Raw genomic sequence first — 15,629 nt, 5'->3', positions numbered from 1 at the left:
CTAAGCGCCAAAGAAAGATTGAGAAAGAAGTTGGTTATCTGAAGGCACTCTTGGCTTCTCAAAGGTACATTTCTGCTAAAGATCAGTTGAAAAAGGTGAAAAGGCTTTTGAAGAACAGCATAACTACACTATAGAGGAGCAGCAGGATTTTGCGGAAATAGGGCCTCACATTAGCAGGAAATAGAAGGGTATTAGTGGAACTATCATATAGTAGAGAGTCAATTAATTGAAAGTTTCACAAGTGGGTAAAATAATCCTAAAATTGGTTTACGGAGGGAATTACAGCATGAAAAAAGTGGTCGCGTTTATGGGGAGTCCAAGAAAAAATGGCAACACGGTCACCCTTGTTAAAGAAGTTATTCGTGGAGCACAAGAGGCTGGGGCCGAAACAACTATTTTTGATCTGTATGATATGAATCTTAACCCCTGCAAAGGCTGTTTAGCTTGTCGCAAAACCGGAAACTGCATCATGCAAGATGATTTTCAGAATATGTTCAAACATATTATCGATGCCGATGTTGTGGTTTTTGGATCCCCCATCTATCTTTGGCAGATTACAGCTCAAATGAAATTGTTCTGGGATAGGCTCTGCGGCTTGTTCGATGAAAACCATAAGCCCAGGTATGCTGCTAAAAGCCTGATCATGGTTTATTCCCAAGGTAATCCCAACGCCCAGGCTTTTCAGACATCCTTTCAGAGCTATGAAGCTATGTTTAAGATGTTTGGTTTAAATGTAGTTAATACCATTTTACAAACCGGCGGCACTGACCCCAGCACTGCAGCTAATAATCAAGAACTCTTATCTAAAGCTTATGAAGCAGGAAAGGCCATTTAGTGAAATATAATCTACCTTACAAAAGGGTAAGCTTAAACTGGAAAATGTAAGCCAAAGTTATGGCAGGGCATTTTCCAGTTTTGCTATACTGAACCTACTCAGCAAAGGAGGTTCTTTTTTCATGACCATTCTCGAGGTGAATAATCTTAAAAAAGTCTATACTACCCGCTTTGGCGGCAGCCCTGTTCAGGCCTTAGCCAATGTGTCCTTTTCCGTGGAGGAGGGTGAATATGCAGCGATCATGGGTGAATCGGGGTCAGGCAAAACCACCTTGCTCAATATTCTGGCCTCCCTGGACAAACCCACCAGCGGTGAGGTTCTGCTCAAGGGGAAAGGGCTCACCACCATTAAGGAAAAAGAGATTTCCGCCTTCCGCCGGGAAAATCTCGGCTTTGTGTTTCAGGATTTTAATCTGCTGGATACCTTCTCCTTGCAGGATAACATTTTCCTGCCCCTGGTGCTCTCCGGCAAGTCCTATGAGGAGATGAGCCGGCGGCTGGAGCCCATTGCCCGCAAGCTGGGCATCGGTGATATCCTGGCCAAATATCCTTATGAAGTGTCGGGAGGGCAGAAGCAGCGTTGTGCCGTGGCCCGGGCCCTGATTACCAAACCCCAGCTGATTCTGGCGGACGAACCCACCGGTTCCCTGGACTCTCAGTCCGCTGAGGGCTTGCTCCGCCTGTTTAAGGAAATCAATTCCGAGGGGCAGACTCTGCTAATGGTTACCCACAGCGTGAAAGCGGCCAGCCATGCTAAACGGGTACTGTTTATTAAGGATGGTGAGGTCTTCCACCAGCTTTATAAAGCCGGAATGTCGGATGAAGCCATGTACCAGAAGATCTCTGATACCCTGACCACCATGGCCACAGGCGGTGGGCACCATGAGTAGATTCTTTTATCCCAAGCTGGCCGCCACCAATCTGAAGAAAAATGCCCAAACCTATCTGCCCTACATCCTGACCTGCATCGGTACGGTGATGATGTATTACATCATGGTTTTTCTGTCTAAAAATGAGGGTTTGGGAAAAATGACCGGCGGCTCCGAGGTGCAAACCATCCTTAACCTAGGCTGCTATGTGATCGCGATTTTCGCGGCGATTTTTCTCTTCTATACCCATAGCTTTCTGATCAAACGGCGTAAAAAGGAATTTGGCCTTTTTAATATCCTGGGCATGGAGAAGAAGCATATCGCCAGAGTATTAGCCATCGAAACCCTGTATGTGGCGGGGATCAGCCTGGGGGCAGGCCTGCTGGGCGGGATACTTCTCTCCAAGCTGATCTTCATGGTTCTGCTGAAAATCCTCAACTTTGAGGTGCCCCTGGGCTTTGAGGTGTCCGGCCCCGCTCTGGCTGCCGTGCTGGTCCTATTCGCTGGAATTTTCCTGTTGACCCTGCTCAATACCTTGCGCCAAATCCATCTGGCTAAGCCTGTTGAACTCCTGATGGGCGGTCAGACAGGGGAGAAGGAGCCGAAAACAAAATGGCTTTTGGTGGCGATGGGAACCTTGAGCCTGGGCGGGGGTTACTATATCTCCCTCACTACCGAATCTCCTCTGGCCGCCCTGACCCAATTTTTCTTTGCCGTCCTCCTGGTGATGGTCGGCACCTATTGTTTGTTTACCGCCGGCAGCATCGCAGTGCTTAAACTGCTACGCCGGAACAAGGGGTATTATTATCAGACCCGGCATTTTACCGCTGTTGCGGGGATGATGTACCGGATGAAGCAAAACGCCGTGGGGCTGGCCAATATCTGCATCATGGCCACGGCTGTGCTGGTGATGGTGTCCACCACCGTGTCCTTGTATATTGGGATGGAGGACGTGCTGCGCACCCGGTATCCTCAACATATTATGATTTCCACCCCCGTGCCTGCTCAGCAATCCGTGGAGGGCTTGCAGACGTCGGTTAAGGAGGTCTTGGCGAAGCATGGGCTGGAGGGGAAGGATAGACTGGACTACAGGTATGCGGCCTTAGTCGGCAATCAAGAGGGGGACAGGGTGATCACGGATATGAGCAACATCTCCGACGACTCTTCTTCGGTCAGGGAATTCTATCTGATTCCTCTGGAGGATTATAACCGGCTGGCCAAGAGAACGGCCAGCTTGGGGGATGATGAGATTCTGATTTATTCCAGCAGCAGCAAGTATGAAGAAGATACCCTGACGGTATTAAACCGGACATTCACAGTCAAGGAAAGGCTGGACTCGTTTTTTGAAAACAGTCCGAATAGGGTATCCATCTCGGGCAGCTATTATGTCGTGGTCAAGGATATGGATGTGGTCAAAGCCATGGAGGAGGCCCGGGCCAAAGAAAATGGGGATGATCCCTCAGGGTATCGATATTATCTGGGCTTTGATCTGGAGGCCGGCGAGGCTGACATCTCGGCTGTTTACCAGGACATCCGCACTGCCGTAGGCAGCGATTATCCCGGCAGCAGCATCGAATCCCCGGTGGCAGCCAAGGAATCCTTTTTCGCTATATATGGAGGATTGTTCTTCCTGGGAATTTTCCTGGGGGCGCTGTTCATCATGGCCACCGTACTGATTATCTATTATAAGCAGGTCTCCGAGGGGTATGACGATAAGGCTCGCTTTGAAATCATGCAGAAGGTGGGTATGAGCCGTGAAGAGGTCAGAGGCTCCATCCGCAGTCAGGTTCTGATCGTATTTTTCCTGCCCCTGGTTGCCGCTGGGATCCATATTGCCTTCGCTTTTCCCATCATTACGAAATTGCTGGCCGTACTGAATCTCACCAATGTAGGTTTGTTCGCCTGGTGCACAGCGGGTACCATCTTGGTTTTTGCCCTGTTTTATGCTATTGTCTACGGGCTGACGGCCAAAGTGTATTATCGGATTGTCAGTTGGGGGACGTCTGGATAAGCATTGGAGGTCTGAAGGTGAAATACAAAACTAGAATCAATCCTATGGCCAGCGCTGAATACAGCCTGAATTTGCGGAGGGGACTTTTCAATATACTCTTCTTAAAGAACAGAATAAAGCGATGTGATATCTCAAGAGCACTAATTACAGAGGACCGTGAGATTGGGCGATATTCGAAAGAAGAATTCTCCTGCCATTTTCATTCACCCGCCAACACAATATTCAGGGCTTTGATTTTTCCGTTTTCAAGATTAAAAAGGAAATCTAACGGAATTGGGCTGCCCTCGAAATTGCCGGAAAGCGTGGCGGTGACAATCGTCTCACCGTTTTTCTCTACGCAGTCAGTGATTTCCGTCATGACCTTAGCATCCCGGTTTGCCTCCAGAATATGCCCACTGACGGCTTCGGGACCGTGGTATTCCTTTCCCTCGTCAACCAACACTGCATCCGCTGCGAAGCAGCCCGCAAGCAGGGCTTTGTCATAAACATCAGAGGCATGATAAAAGGCTGCAATCGGTTGCGGCAACGGGATTGACCTGCCGTTGGAGGAAAGGACGTTGCGCAAACGCGTGACTTTATCCCCCTCCACCGTAAAGTGAAAATCAAGATATAGAGGGTACGGCAACCCGCTCTTGTCGTAGTCTCCATCTGATTTTGCAGTTACGACAATTTCTACGGCATCCTGAACGGCATTTGTGACTTCCAGTCTCAGATGGACGCTGAAATAGTCGCGGTCGCTCCACTCTTTGATGGCGGTTTTCCCGTGATATTCTTTACCGGCGTCTATTACAACGGCGTCATCGGTAAAAATTGAAAGGAAGGTCACAGGATCGTCCGCGTTTGTTGCCTGAAAATGTGCCTCAATCGGTTTTGATAATTGAAATTTATTGTTTATCATAATCATCATTCTCCTTTATATTGTGCGGACAATGCCGCCGTCAATTGTATGCTCCGCTCCGACAATGTAAGAAGCGCGATCGGACACCAGAAAAGCGATGAGTTCCGCTACTTCCTCCGGACGTGCGGTGCGGCCAATCGGGATACCGCCGAGAGAGTCCATCAAAGCCTGCCGGGCATCGCTATAATCGTATCCCCGTTCCTGCGCTATTCGCTCGATGAGTCTTCCGGCGGCTTTTGTTTCCGTGAACCCAGGTGCAACGCTGTTAACACGGATGCCCTTTGGTGCGAGTTCTGTTGCCAGCGCTTTACTGTAATTTGCGAGCGCGGCCTTGGCCGCTGAATACGCCATAGTGTTTTCTCCTGGGAAGCGGCGCTGAATAGATGTAACATGAATAATAACGCCATAGCCCTGTTTAAGCATCGGAGGCAGCAACCCCCGATCCAGTCGGACAGCAGCGAATAAATTGGTCTCAAACGTCTGCTGCCAGCCCGCGTCAGTTTGCTTAAGAACACCTCCTGTCGGAGTAGAAGATCCTCCTACGTTATTGATGAGGATATCGACGCCGTCAAAGCGTTCAAGTATATTTTCCACAATTTTTGTGGTGCCATCGGGAGTGCTGATATCAGCCTGAATAAATAAATCTGAGTCCGTTAACTCATCCGGGGTATTGCGTGCTGTCGTGATGACCGTTGCTCCGGCATGAGTAAGCCGATTTACAATCGCTTCGCCCATTCCTCCCTTAGTCCCGCCGGTTACAAGAACGCGCTTTCCGTCAAGTTCCTTTGTGACGAATGTGTCTTTTGATGGTTCTTCCATGTTCTTATCCTCCTTGACTTCATTTTGCCTGTGATATTACGTGATTCCATTATACAGACCATAACCTGACAACATTGGGTCAGGTTATGTTTCGATATACATACTATTGAGTATGGCAGAAATACAATTGGACGTACTTGCGGAGGTATGGAATGAAAGAAATATATAAACCGATAATAGTTGAGTTTCCTTTAAGGGGAGAATGGTTGGCTCCCAATACGCCGGGCAAAAAGATTCCAAGCCACGGAACAGATCAGTTAGGGACACGATATGCTTACGATTTTTTACAAGTGGATTGGAAAAGAAAAGGCTGGCCCAGTTATCGTGCTCACTGGCTGCGGTATCTCCTTATAGGTGTTCCTCTAAATGAGTGTTACTGTTGGGGGCAAGATGTATATGCGCCTTGCGACGGGGTAATTGTTAGAGCCGAAGATGGTTATAAGGAAAGAGCCAGAGCGCATTTACTTTGGGATTTGTTTGTTGCTGTAAAGAGCGCGTATGCCTTTAACCCGAGAAAAGACACTATACAATCCGTTGCCGGCAACTATATCATTATGAAATGTAGTAACGATGTATATGCCGGATTAGTCCATCTTCAAAAAGGTTCAATTAGGGTTTCGATTGGACAAAGCGTAAAAAAAGGTGATGTTATAGGTAAAGTAGGGCATTCAGGCAATTCATTTTCTCCACATTTGCATTTTCAGCTCATGGATAGTAGTGACATACTTTCAGCAAGGGGACTGCCTTGCGCTTTTGAGCAGTATGAATCAATCAAAGACGGTGAATGGCGAAAAGTGTATAACGGAATCCCCACAGATAAGGATCAAATACGTTTTTGTGCTTCATAATTTTAATTGGATAGTGAAGCAAAAAAAGGTAACCTATTGCAAAGAAAACGATGGCGACAGGCGGCAATAAATTTGCATGAGGCAGACAATGGAACCTGAAAAAAGTTTTGAGGTAATTAATAACTTGTACGCATTTGGCAATTAAGACGAAAAAGCAAGAACTACAAGTTTAGATTTGAAGGGAGGGTACTTATGAATACTGATTTTGTAAACTTAACAACAGAAAACCTTGTCAATGAGCATTTATGCTGCATTATCCGCAGTAAAAAGCCCCATCAAGGTATTGACGCCAAGCGACAATGGCTTTCAGACCGGCTAAAGGACGGTCATGTCTTTAGAAAGTTAAATGCAAGGGCTACGGTTTTTATTGAATATGCTCCTCTTGAAACAGCTTGGGTTCCCATAATTGGTGACAACTATTATTATCTGTATTGCTTATGGGTTTCTGGTAGTCACAAAGGAAAAGGGTATGGGAAATCGCTGATGGAGTATTGTCTGGCTGATGCCAAAGAAAGGGGGAAATCAGGAATTTGTATGCTTGGAGCAAAAAAACAAAAATCTTGGCTTTCTGACCAATCATTTGCGAAGAGGTTCGGCTTTAAGGTTGTTGATACTACCGATAATGGATATGAATTGCTTGCACTTTCTTTTGACGGAACAACGCCAAAGTTCGCCCAAAATGTTAAAAACCAAGAAATTGAAAGCCAAGAGCTAACCATTTATTATGATATGCAGTGCCCCTATGTCTATCAAAACATTGAGATGATAAAACAGTATTGTGAAATGAATGACGTACCTGTATCTTTAATTCAAGTGGATACGCTCCAAAAAGCAAAGGAATTGCCTTGTGTTTTCAATAACTGGGGTGTGTTTTATAAAGGAAATTTTGAGACAGTGAATTTGTTAGATGTCGACTACTTAAAGAGAATACTCAAAAAATGAAGAAATACAGGGAGATGAGCATGAATATTCAACTCAAGCCTTTTACAGACAGTGACCTGACGTTGTTTGTCAACTGGCTTCACAGCGAGCATATTCAGCGCTGGTATGCGCCTGTGGAAGCCTGGGTCGACGAAGTAAGCAAGCGGGAAAGCGAATACAGCTGGATACGGCATTACATCATTTTGGCCGAGGAAACACCCATTGGGTTTTGTCAGTATTACCCCTATTGGCGAAGCGGAGAGGATTGGCAGGGCAGTATTCCTGTCGAAGAGACCTACAGTATTGATTATTTAATCGGCGAAGTGGATTTTTTGCGTAAAGGCTGTGCCTGTCAAGCCCTGAAGCTGCTTCAATCCCACATCTTTGCCCTTCCCAATGGGCAAAGAATTATTGCCCAGCCCGACGAGGATAACCTGGCCTCACGCCAGACGCTGCTGGCGGCGGGGTATACCTATGATGAAGAAAATGAATTGTTTATTGTCAACAGATAAAATGAAGTGATCGTCCCATCGATTATTGCCATGGTGCTTAATTCCCGTTGGGTGAAGAGCCGATCTATGGGATGAGCTTCTTCGAAGATATCGCGGAGGTTCAACTTGAAGGCATTATCGATTTTGAGTCCGACAAAGACCCCCTCGAAAAACTTATGGGAGAAGGTGTAACCCATAATATATTTAAGCAACTTTTCATTGTCTAAGGAGTCAGTAAGTAATCCAAATATATATCCATATAATGTATTTATTGATAAAATAGAGAAATCATTATTCTTCAGATCAATTACAGTTTTATATGGTAATAATGCATCTGGAAAATCTACGCTGCTGAATATTATTGCAAATAAGTTGCAGATTGAAGGATATGAGTATGCCTCCTGCAATAAGTACGGAACTACACCTTATTTCACAAAATTCGTAGATGAATGCAGTTATACTTTAGGTGAAGATGAAGGCGGCAGGCAGATTGGCAGACTTCCTCAGAGAAGCAGGTATATTAAAAGCGAAGATATTTTATATGAAATAAAAAAAATACAACAGGAACAGGTTCTAGGTGATGGGTACATATATGAACATATTAGAAGAGGGATGAATAAGGAACAAATAGAACCATTAAAAAACTCCGCTAAAATGCGAAAACAAATGGAAATATTAAAATTTGCACAGGAAAAGTATTCGAATGGAGAAACAACTTTGCAAATGTTGGATGATTATATTGAAACTGATGCACTTTATTTGTTGGATGAACCGGAGGTATCCTTGTCCCCAGCAAATCAAACGTTGCTAGCTGAGAAGATAAATGAAATGTCAAGGTTTTTAGGATGTCAGTTTATTATTTCTACGCATTCACCATTTATGCTGGCGACGTTAGATGCAAAAATCTATAATCTTGATTCAAGGGAATTAGAGGTTGTAAATTGGGCAGATCTTGAGAATGTGAGATATTTCTATGATTTTTTTCAGAGGCATAAAAATAAGTTTGAATAAGATAAGCTCCACTAAGGGGATACCCGATAAGTACGACATTTTATTGACTACTCAAGGCATCTGGGGCTGACGGCTAAAGTGTATTATCGGATTGCCAGCTGGGGGACGTCTGGATAAGCATTGGAGAAATATTCAATGCGTTGGCTGAGATGATAGAGATTCTCACACCAACACGTGCTTTGTTCAAATGGACGCAGAATCATCTTTAATGGTATAATACAATATATTAAACTACCAAAAGGAGGGTTTACAGATGGCGAAATCTCATAATGTAAAAAAACATGGCGTATCCTCAAAGAGTACTTCCAGTTCAAAAATAAACTCTTCTAGTGGAAATTGGATTGTTCGCAATAGTTGTTCGGGAAGAATTATTGATAAAAGTGCCGTGGCAGATAACTTAATTACAAGATATGATAAGACTTTCAGAGAGCTTCGTAATAAATGAGCAGGTTTCAAAAAAAACGCTTTAATAATCTTTTACCAAGAGAAATACTTGACTTTCATGATAAACTAATCGCCCGGCATGGTGGTGCTAAGGGACATTATACAGATTCATTAGGAAAAGCAGAATCAATTGTAGCTCAATTTCATTATGCATCCTCGCGCTATAAAGCAGTTGAAGCCCTTGCTGCTTATTTAATGTATTTGATAATAAAAGGTCATATATTTCCAGACGGAAATAAAAGAACTGGTCTTTTGTCAGGAATGGTGTTTCTTAATATTAACGGGTTCCATCTCCACGCAAATGAAAAAGAACTAGAACTTTTCGCTATAAACGTTGCTGACAGTGATTCGCAACTAAAAGACATGATAATTTCGAGAATGAAAAAATGGATAGGTGCAAGACTTAAAAGAGCTTGAGGATGTTTCCTCTAGCCCTTTTAATTTAACTTAAGAAATCTGGTACTCCATTACTCAGGAGTTAATTACCCTGGAATTAATGAGGTTCCAAAGAAGCTATTAAAATGTTTGAGAGCTTGGTGCTTAGGCTGCTTTATAACAAATATATCAGATAAAGAGAAGCATACCAATGATCGAGAGGTGATAGTATGGCAACAACAACAGATTATATTGAATATGTTTGTGAACAGATCAGCGGCGTTGGTGCTGTTAGATATAAGAAAATGTTTGGAGAGTATATGGTTTATGTGAATGAGAAGCCTATACTTCTCGTCTGTGATAATATGGTCTTTGTGAAAATACTTGACTGTATCAGTGAAAAGATGAAAGATGCAGAGACAGGCTTTCCTTATGACAGAGCAAAAGAACATTATATATTGGACATAGACAATTCCGTATTCAGCAAAGAAGTCATCGCTTTACTGGAGCCGGTTATTCCGATTCCAAAACCTAAGAAGAAAAAAATCGACCGGCTTTGTAATATCCCGTAAACCATTTTTTGAGTTCTGAACGGTATTGTTGACATTTGTAAACCCTGTCGTTATCCTGGGAGCCAATGGTATGTCAAGTAAACTCTCCATGACGAGGGGTGCTTATAAGACCCTCCGAATATGGAATAAGAAAAGCACTTCAGACTGAGTGCTTTTCTTATTCCATATTCCCTCAAAATTACAATTTCAGGCAGAAAAAAACAACGGCATCAGGACAGCAAAATCTTGATGCCGTTGTAATTTATATACAGGTCGAAAAAATAAAGCGAATTTCAGGGTGCCGAATAAAAAATAGAGTATGCTATATTGTAACAAATCCAAACAATTTGACACTAATCTTCTGAAAGGGGGAAACGTATGGCAAAAATAAACATCCAAACCATTTACGAACATAATAAACAGGATGTATATTCCTACTTGCTGAGCCTTACGCATAACAAGTCCCTTTCAGAGGATTTGACCTCAGATGTTTTTCTTGGTGCAATAAAATCAATGCCTGCCTTCAGGGGTAATTCGAGCATAAAAACTTGGCTGTTTTCCATTGCTCGGCACAAATGGTATGAACATCTAAGAAAAGGCAAAAAGGAACTGGCCCCTGAAGATTTCCTGAGAATCTATTTATCAGATGACACAACTTTGGAAACGGCCGTGATAACAAAGGAGCTGGTGGGTCGAATCTATGAGTTGTTAGAACAAGAATCTGTTAAAAGCAAAGACATTGTCTTAATGCGAGTGGATGGATATTCGTATTTCGAAATTGCACAGAAACATAATATTTCGGAAAGTTCGGCAAGAGTCATTGATTTTCGTACCAAAGGCAGAATTCGAGCAAATCTACTGAAGGAGGGATACATCAGTGAATCAGATTTCCTGTAATGTTTGTATGGACTTAATGCCGCTTGTAAAAGATGGTATTGCCAGTGAGGAAAGCTGTGCTCTGGTAATGAACCATATTGAGATCTGTGAAGATTGTGCGAAGGCCTTGGGCGGAAAAACGGCGGCAAACCCAGCTATGGATGATGTGGTTGTATTGATTAAACTCAAAAAGCAGATCACATTATTTTTACTCAGTGTTATTTTTGCTGGGACACTGATTGGCATGGTACTCTCCGATGGTATGAGTATGTTCTACAATGCGCTTATAATGCCTGCAATCGGGGGCTTTGGCTATATGCTCTTCAAGAAGAAATCATATTTTGTGCCGCTTGGTTTGTTTTTGTTTTCATTCGTATGGGTAAGTATTCGTGAAATAGTGAAAGGCTTTTTAACCTACTCGACTGTAGTAGACTTAATCATCATGTCAGCTTGGTGGTCTGGGGTATTTGCAGCATTTAGTGCCGTGGGTGTTCTGATTGCCGGACTATTATGCTATGCATTTAAGAAGTAAGAGGGAGAGATAAAATGAATTTAAAAATGAAAAAGATATTGGCTGGAGCCCTTGGATTTGGGCTTATTATCTTATTGCTGCTTTTTGTAAACAGCTTTGTCGGTAATCCTGTATCTAATGCCTTAGCCAAAAAAGCCGCTCAACAATACATTGACACAAAGTACAGTGATCTGAATCTGAAAATTGAAAAATCCAATTACAATTTCAAGTTCAGTTCTTATTTTGTGTTTGTACAGTCTGGTACGAGCGAGGACACTGCCTTTAGCATCTATGTTGACAGCTATGGAAATGTCATACGCGATGACTACGAGTACGAGGTTGCTAACAACTTTACCACCTTTCGGAGATTGGATGAAGAGCTGCGGGAAATCGCGAAAGAGATGATTGGCGGTGAGCTTGATTATGACTTTGATCATATCGCACTTCCTTTTGTCAAGGAGGGAGATTCAACGAAACTTGAACGGGATATGACATTGGATATTCACAATCCTCCGCTGCCACTTACGGTTGATGTGACATTGTTTAGTGATGATGTTTCCTTTAGTAAAATTGCAGAAGTCGCCAAAGCTTTAGAAGCTGTTTTACATGAACAAGATATTCCTGTCCGTGAGTATAGCATTCGCATTTTGCCCCTATCTAATAAGCCGCAAAGTGAAAATCAAGCAGTCTCATGGGTCAATTCCCTTGCTGTTTCTTATTTTCCTGCAGAACGAATGGGGGAGGTGAATTTGTCGCAAGTTATGGAGCAGTATGAGATCGGTCGAGTTGCCGAGGTGAATGCAAAGGATAAAAAATAAATAATAGCCCACAGCAACTCGTATCTGAGTGGTTGTCGGCTAAAGGAGGGCGAAAAAACTGCTTAAGGCTGGATAGAGATACGGAATGTCGTAATTGGATTTGGGGTTCTACAGAGCGATGGATACCTGGGAGCTAAGGTGTAGCCGGTGGGTAGAAAAAACCCGAGAACAATTGAAGATTGTTCTCAAAGCCAAGTGATAAGCATCTGGTCATGGACGAAATGCAGATTTACACGCCGATTCTATTCTACATTGAACTTTCAATATTCCCTACGCAAGAGCCGCGTTGAATCGTTGATGTATCCATTTCCTTTTGCTCAGATGTCGGACGCGGATCAAATTTGGCATAGTTTTCAGCGGGCTTCGTCTTAATTCCCGCAAAGGAAATGGGCAATCCTGCCGAGGCAAGGAAGCTTTGGCCATCCTGAATTTGAAAATGGATATGCGGCTCAGTTGTATTGCCGGAGTTGCCGCATTGCGCGATGGGTTCGCCGCGCTTTACCTGCCGGCCCGCCTGGACCTTAATGCTGTGGGGCAGAAGGTGAGCCAGCAAGCTATACTCTTTTGCCGCGTGCCTGATTACGATGTAATTGCCGCGAATGTCTTTGGCGGCATGATCCACGGAACCGTTGCCATAGGTGCGGGAATCAGGGTATTTGTCGATTGCTTCCACAACAACTCCGTCAGCCGGAGCTAAGACTTCCTTGCCGTAGCAATAGTAGTTAGGCAAAAGGGTTTTGTCGCCGGAACAGCTTTGACCGTTGTCATCCAAGATCAAAAAGTCATAGGCGTAGCGCTGGGCTAAAATGCTCCAGGAATGAGAGGTTTCCTTGTCCGGTCCGCCGTTGACCACTGTCCATTCCCCGCTGAAGGGTAGGGAATAGCGTATGGCAGGCTGATAGTTATTTTGATCCGGCAGTCGGAAGCCATGGGAAAGATAGATATAGGGTATAGCAATCAACTGCTGTAAGGACTGCACAAAAATTGAGAAAGAGGCGAAAATCTCCACAAAAGCAAACAGCCAGAACAACCAAAGGTATTTCCAGATCGGCGCATCCGAAAAGAACATTGGCAGGCCCAAAAGACCTATATATTTTAGTTTGCCGGATATAGAAACAATTCGGTTCATATAAACCTCCCGATTGAGTACTTTCTTTTCAATTATAACATAAGTTTGTGAATTCAGAGGCTGAATCGAGGCCAAAATGCTCTGCAGGAAAGGCAAGAGCAAGAAGCCCATTTGTTAGAGGGCTTCTTGCTCTTGAGAATTTTACTCCGTCTGACAGATCAGTATTATATACAACCTTCTAAAATTTCGGAAATATCGAGAGCTTTTAAGGCTTCTCCCGCTTCATGAGACGCTATTCCGTCGACGATCATGGTTAAGCAGAAAGGACATGCGGTACCTACATAATCTGTCTTAGCGGCAATTGCTTCCTCGCTACGCATGACATTAATTCGTTTGCCTTCATGTTCTTCCAGCCACATTCGACCGCCGCCGGCCCCGCAACAGAAGCTTTTTTCACCAGTATGAGCCATTTCTTTTATTTCTAGGCCAACAATTTTGAGTAATTCACGGGGTTGAGCATAGATCTGATTATAGCGGCCTAAATAACAAGAATCATGATAGGTAATTGATTTTCCGGAAATATTGTTCAGCTCAAGTTTTCCGGATTTTACGAGCTCAAGCAAGAAGGTTGAATGGTGCACAACTTCGAAATTTCCGTCTAATTGGGGATACTCATTTTTAAGAATGTTGAAGCAGTGAGGACATTGAGTGATGATTTTCTTAACCCCATATCCCTTCATGACTTCAATGTTTTCTGAGGCTAATGTATAAAACAAGTATTCATTGCCTAATTTACGGGCAGAGTCACCACAGCATTTTTCTTCGTTGCCTAAGATTGCAAAATGAACACCAGCTGCTTGTAACAGTTTGACTAAGGCAGCGGAGACTTTCTGGTTACGTGCATCAAAGGCACCTGAACAGCCGGGCCAATATAAATATTCAGCTGCAGGATCTTCTGCGCAGGTTTTTACGCCTAATCCTTTTAAAAAGTCGGCCCGTGTTGTCCAACCGATACCCCAGGGATTCCCGTTATTCTCCATATTTCTGAAGGCTAACTGAGCCTCAGCAGGGAACCTACTTTCCATTAAGACTAAATGTCGTCTCAGATCAATCGTTTTATCAACATGCTCGACGAAGACAGGGCATTGCTGTTCACAAGCACGGCAGGTAGTACAGGACCATAAGTCTTCCTCAGGAATAACTTCACCTATGAGAGAAGGTACCGGCAGTTCGACGGTCTCTACGGTTGCAGCAGTTTCCGCTTCTGCCGTTTGATTGGCTAAAGCGTCTTTCTGTACAGCTTTAACGGCCGTACCTGTTTCTTCCATCAAAACCCGCATATCCTGAATGATCTTTTTGGGATTTAAGTGTTTGCCACTTAAATAAGCCGGACAGTTATCCTGGCAACGTCCACAACGCAAGCAAGCATCCGTATTGAATAAAGTTTTCCAAGAAAATTCACGAAGCTGACTTTTCCCAAAGGTTTCCAGACTTTCATCTTCAAAATTAATAAGCTCAGGGATTCCGATGGGTCCTCTGTTACGGAAAACCATATTTAATGGACCCAATAGTACATGGAACAGCTTCGAATAAGGGAAGTAAGCGATGAACGACATTGCTAAGAGCAGATGGAACCACCATAAAAATCTATGCAAGGAAAGTAACTGTGCCTGGTTGAGATAGGCTTTGAGGGGAATTGATATCCATTGGCCAATAAATCCCCATCCGGCCCAGGGATCAGGTGCTGCAGCAATCCGAGCTCCTTCAATTAGGAAGCCGGTTAGCAGTATTACAAATATTAAGCCTAGTGTGATTGCGTCATCCGTTTTATTGTCTAGGCGATCGGGTCTTTGGATATAGCGACGATATGCTGCTATTAGGATACCGAGGATTGCCGCCAATCCAAAGAGATTTGCGGTCAGCTTTATAAACAGATAAAGCCAGCCGTGGAATATTTGCAAGCCAAAATCAGCTTGCAAAGTAATTATTGCTGTGGCAAAGGCTAAGAATACAAATCCCCAAAAAATACAAAGGTGCATAATTCCCGGATAAGAATCTTTGAGGATTCTCTTATGCCCGAATCCATAGACAATAATATCTTTTAGGCCTGGCCATAGATTCTTCCAGCGATTCTCAGGCTGACCTAATTTCCAAAGTGACACTCGTTTGTACACTCCGTAGCCGAAGAAAATAAGGGCAATGATGAAGAACAAATAGAGCCAATGCTCTCCTTCAATGTTCCAATACACTTGACGTGTGGCCATGCTCATCTCTCCTCATTTG

Annotated in this window: 18 protein-coding genes; 14 read left to right on the top strand and 4 right to left on the bottom strand. The window is 43.7% G+C overall.

All coding sequences use genetic code 11. The annotated features are described in order from the left end of the window. Window positions 1-286: 286 nt before the first annotated feature. The 3 genes from BLS16_RS05265 to BLS16_RS05255 all read left to right on the top strand — a co-directional run bounded on the left by BLS16_RS05265 (window position 287) and on the right by BLS16_RS05255 (window position 3,714). Window positions 287-835 carry a flavodoxin family protein gene (locus tag BLS16_RS05265; protein WP_092330810.1) on the top strand — a complete coding sequence of 183 codons (549 nt, stop codon included), beginning with the start codon at window positions 287-289 and terminating at the stop codon, window positions 833-835. A gap of 121 nt (window positions 836-956) precedes the next feature. After that, window positions 957-1,724, top strand: a complete 768-nt coding sequence (locus tag BLS16_RS05260; protein ID WP_092330807.1) for an ABC transporter ATP-binding protein — start codon at window positions 957-959, stop codon at window positions 1,722-1,724. Next, window positions 1,717-3,714 (top strand): FtsX-like permease family protein, encoded by a 1,998-nt coding sequence (locus BLS16_RS05255; RefSeq protein ID WP_092330805.1) that lies wholly within the window; start codon window positions 1,717-1,719, stop codon window positions 3,712-3,714. Before BLS16_RS05260 ends, BLS16_RS05255 begins: the two co-directional genes overlap by 8 nt. A 199-nt stretch (window positions 3,715-3,913) precedes the next feature. On the opposite strand, the gene BLS16_RS23990 is transcribed toward BLS16_RS05255, so the two are convergent. Beyond that, window positions 3,914-4,612, bottom strand: a complete 699-nt coding sequence (locus BLS16_RS23990; protein WP_207649730.1) for a nuclear transport factor 2 family protein — start codon at window positions 4,610-4,612, stop codon at window positions 3,914-3,916. Between the two features lie 15 nt (window positions 4,613-4,627). Further along, the gene (locus tag BLS16_RS05245; RefSeq protein WP_092330802.1) at window positions 4,628-5,431 is read right to left on the bottom strand and encodes an SDR family oxidoreductase; all 804 of its coding nucleotides are present in this window, start codon (window positions 5,429-5,431) and stop codon (window positions 4,628-4,630) included. A 152-nt stretch (window positions 5,432-5,583) separates the two neighbouring features. On the opposite strand from BLS16_RS05245, the gene BLS16_RS05240 reads away from it, so the two are divergent. The 11 genes from BLS16_RS05240 to BLS16_RS05195 all read left to right on the top strand — a co-directional run bounded on the left by BLS16_RS05240 (window position 5,584) and on the right by BLS16_RS05195 (window position 12,277). Further along, on the top strand, window positions 5,584-6,279 hold the full coding sequence (locus BLS16_RS05240; RefSeq protein ID WP_092330800.1) for a M23 family metallopeptidase: 696 nt from the start codon (window positions 5,584-5,586) through the stop codon (window positions 6,277-6,279). A 192-nt stretch (window positions 6,280-6,471) separates the two neighbouring features. After that, window positions 6,472-7,221: a GNAT family N-acetyltransferase gene (locus tag BLS16_RS05235; RefSeq protein ID WP_092330797.1), complete on the top strand. Its 750-nt coding sequence runs from the start codon at window positions 6,472-6,474 to the stop codon at window positions 7,219-7,221. Between the two features lie 20 nt (window positions 7,222-7,241). Continuing rightward, window positions 7,242-7,712: a GNAT family N-acetyltransferase gene (locus tag BLS16_RS05230; RefSeq protein ID WP_242876206.1), complete on the top strand. Its 471-nt coding sequence runs from the start codon at window positions 7,242-7,244 to the stop codon at window positions 7,710-7,712. 47 nt (window positions 7,713-7,759) lie between these two features. After that, the gene (locus BLS16_RS23985) at window positions 7,760-7,918 is read left to right on the top strand and encodes a hypothetical protein (protein WP_207649734.1); all 159 of its coding nucleotides are present in this window, start codon (window positions 7,760-7,762) and stop codon (window positions 7,916-7,918) included. Continuing rightward, complete coding sequence (locus tag BLS16_RS05225) at window positions 7,911-8,702, top strand: AAA family ATPase (RefSeq protein WP_242876205.1); 792 nt, start codon at window positions 7,911-7,913, stop codon at window positions 8,700-8,702. The genes BLS16_RS23985 and BLS16_RS05225 overlap by 8 nt, the downstream gene beginning before the upstream one ends. Window positions 8,703-8,955: 253 nt before the next feature. Further along, window positions 8,956-9,147: a hypothetical protein gene (locus BLS16_RS05220; protein ID WP_092330792.1), complete on the top strand. Its 192-nt coding sequence runs from the start codon at window positions 8,956-8,958 to the stop codon at window positions 9,145-9,147. Beyond that, window positions 9,144-9,563, top strand: a complete 420-nt coding sequence (locus BLS16_RS05215; RefSeq protein ID WP_092330790.1) for a type II toxin-antitoxin system death-on-curing family toxin — start codon at window positions 9,144-9,146, stop codon at window positions 9,561-9,563. Before BLS16_RS05220 ends, BLS16_RS05215 begins: the two co-directional genes overlap by 4 nt. Before the next feature lie 188 nt (window positions 9,564-9,751). Beyond that, on the top strand, window positions 9,752-10,093 hold the full coding sequence (locus BLS16_RS05210; protein WP_092330787.1) for a TfoX/Sxy family protein: 342 nt from the start codon (window positions 9,752-9,754) through the stop codon (window positions 10,091-10,093). Window positions 10,094-10,450: 357 nt separating this feature from the next. Continuing rightward, the gene (locus BLS16_RS05205) at window positions 10,451-10,969 is read left to right on the top strand and encodes an RNA polymerase sigma factor (RefSeq protein WP_092330784.1); all 519 of its coding nucleotides are present in this window, start codon (window positions 10,451-10,453) and stop codon (window positions 10,967-10,969) included. Continuing rightward, window positions 10,950-11,480 carry a zf-HC2 domain-containing protein gene (locus BLS16_RS05200; RefSeq protein ID WP_092330782.1) on the top strand — a complete coding sequence of 177 codons (531 nt, stop codon included), beginning with the start codon at window positions 10,950-10,952 and terminating at the stop codon, window positions 11,478-11,480. Before BLS16_RS05205 ends, BLS16_RS05200 begins: the two co-directional genes overlap by 20 nt. 14 nt (window positions 11,481-11,494) lie before the next feature. Further along, window positions 11,495-12,277, top strand: a complete 783-nt coding sequence (locus tag BLS16_RS05195; RefSeq protein ID WP_092330780.1) for a YfjL-like protein — start codon at window positions 11,495-11,497, stop codon at window positions 12,275-12,277. A 247-nt stretch (window positions 12,278-12,524) separates the two neighbouring features. Here the strand turns inward: BLS16_RS05195 and BLS16_RS05190 are convergent, their stop codons facing one another. Both BLS16_RS05190 and BLS16_RS05185 read right to left on the bottom strand, forming a co-directional pair. After that, window positions 12,525-13,406, bottom strand: a complete 882-nt coding sequence (locus BLS16_RS05190) for a M23 family metallopeptidase (protein ID WP_092331050.1) — start codon at window positions 13,404-13,406, stop codon at window positions 12,525-12,527. Window positions 13,407-13,570: 164 nt separating this feature from the next. Beyond that, window positions 13,571-15,610 carry a heterodisulfide reductase-related iron-sulfur binding cluster gene (locus BLS16_RS05185; RefSeq protein WP_092330778.1) on the bottom strand — a complete coding sequence of 680 codons (2,040 nt, stop codon included), beginning with the start codon at window positions 15,608-15,610 and terminating at the stop codon, window positions 13,571-13,573. Window positions 15,611-15,629: the final 19 nt, after the last annotated feature.

It is taken from the genome of Desulfosporosinus hippei DSM 8344 (assembly GCF_900100785.1).
GTDB lineage: Bacteria > Bacillota > Desulfitobacteriia > Desulfitobacteriales > Desulfitobacteriaceae > Desulfosporosinus > Desulfosporosinus hippei.
The sequence above is the reverse complement of the archived record's forward strand: the minus strand, read 5'-3'. Positions and strand labels throughout refer to the sequence as shown.

Excerpts from the sequence above, each read along its gene's own strand:
- BLS16_RS05265 (WP_092330810.1), top strand. The coding sequence starts at position 287 with ATGAAAAAAGTGGTCGCGTTTATGGGGAGTCCAAGAAAAAATGGCAAC.
- BLS16_RS05260 (WP_092330807.1), top strand. The coding sequence starts at position 957 with ATGACCATTCTCGAGGTGAATAATCTTAAAAAAGTCTATACTACCCGC.
- BLS16_RS05255 (WP_092330805.1), top strand. The coding sequence starts at position 1,717 with ATGAGTAGATTCTTTTATCCCAAGCTGGCCGCCACCAATCTGAAGAAA.
- BLS16_RS23990 (WP_207649730.1), bottom strand. The coding sequence starts at position 4,612 with ATGATAAACAATAAATTTCAATTATCAAAACCGATTGAGGCACATTTT.
- BLS16_RS05245 (WP_092330802.1), bottom strand. The coding sequence starts at position 5,431 with ATGGAAGAACCATCAAAAGACACATTCGTCACAAAGGAACTTGACGGA.
- BLS16_RS05240 (WP_092330800.1), top strand. The coding sequence starts at position 5,584 with ATGAAAGAAATATATAAACCGATAATAGTTGAGTTTCCTTTAAGGGGA.
- BLS16_RS05235 (WP_092330797.1), top strand. The coding sequence starts at position 6,472 with ATGAATACTGATTTTGTAAACTTAACAACAGAAAACCTTGTCAATGAG.
- BLS16_RS05230 (WP_242876206.1), top strand. The coding sequence starts at position 7,242 with ATGAATATTCAACTCAAGCCTTTTACAGACAGTGACCTGACGTTGTTT.
- BLS16_RS05220 (WP_092330792.1), top strand. The coding sequence starts at position 8,956 with ATGGCGAAATCTCATAATGTAAAAAAACATGGCGTATCCTCAAAGAGT.
- BLS16_RS05215 (WP_092330790.1), top strand. The coding sequence starts at position 9,144 with ATGAGCAGGTTTCAAAAAAAACGCTTTAATAATCTTTTACCAAGAGAA.
- BLS16_RS05210 (WP_092330787.1), top strand. The coding sequence starts at position 9,752 with ATGGCAACAACAACAGATTATATTGAATATGTTTGTGAACAGATCAGC.
- BLS16_RS05205 (WP_092330784.1), top strand. The coding sequence starts at position 10,451 with ATGGCAAAAATAAACATCCAAACCATTTACGAACATAATAAACAGGAT.
- BLS16_RS05195 (WP_092330780.1), top strand. The coding sequence starts at position 11,495 with ATGAATTTAAAAATGAAAAAGATATTGGCTGGAGCCCTTGGATTTGGG.
- BLS16_RS05190 (WP_092331050.1), bottom strand. The coding sequence starts at position 13,406 with ATGAACCGAATTGTTTCTATATCCGGCAAACTAAAATATATAGGTCTT.
- BLS16_RS05185 (WP_092330778.1), bottom strand. The coding sequence starts at position 15,610 with ATGGCCACACGTCAAGTGTATTGGAACATTGAAGGAGAGCATTGGCTC.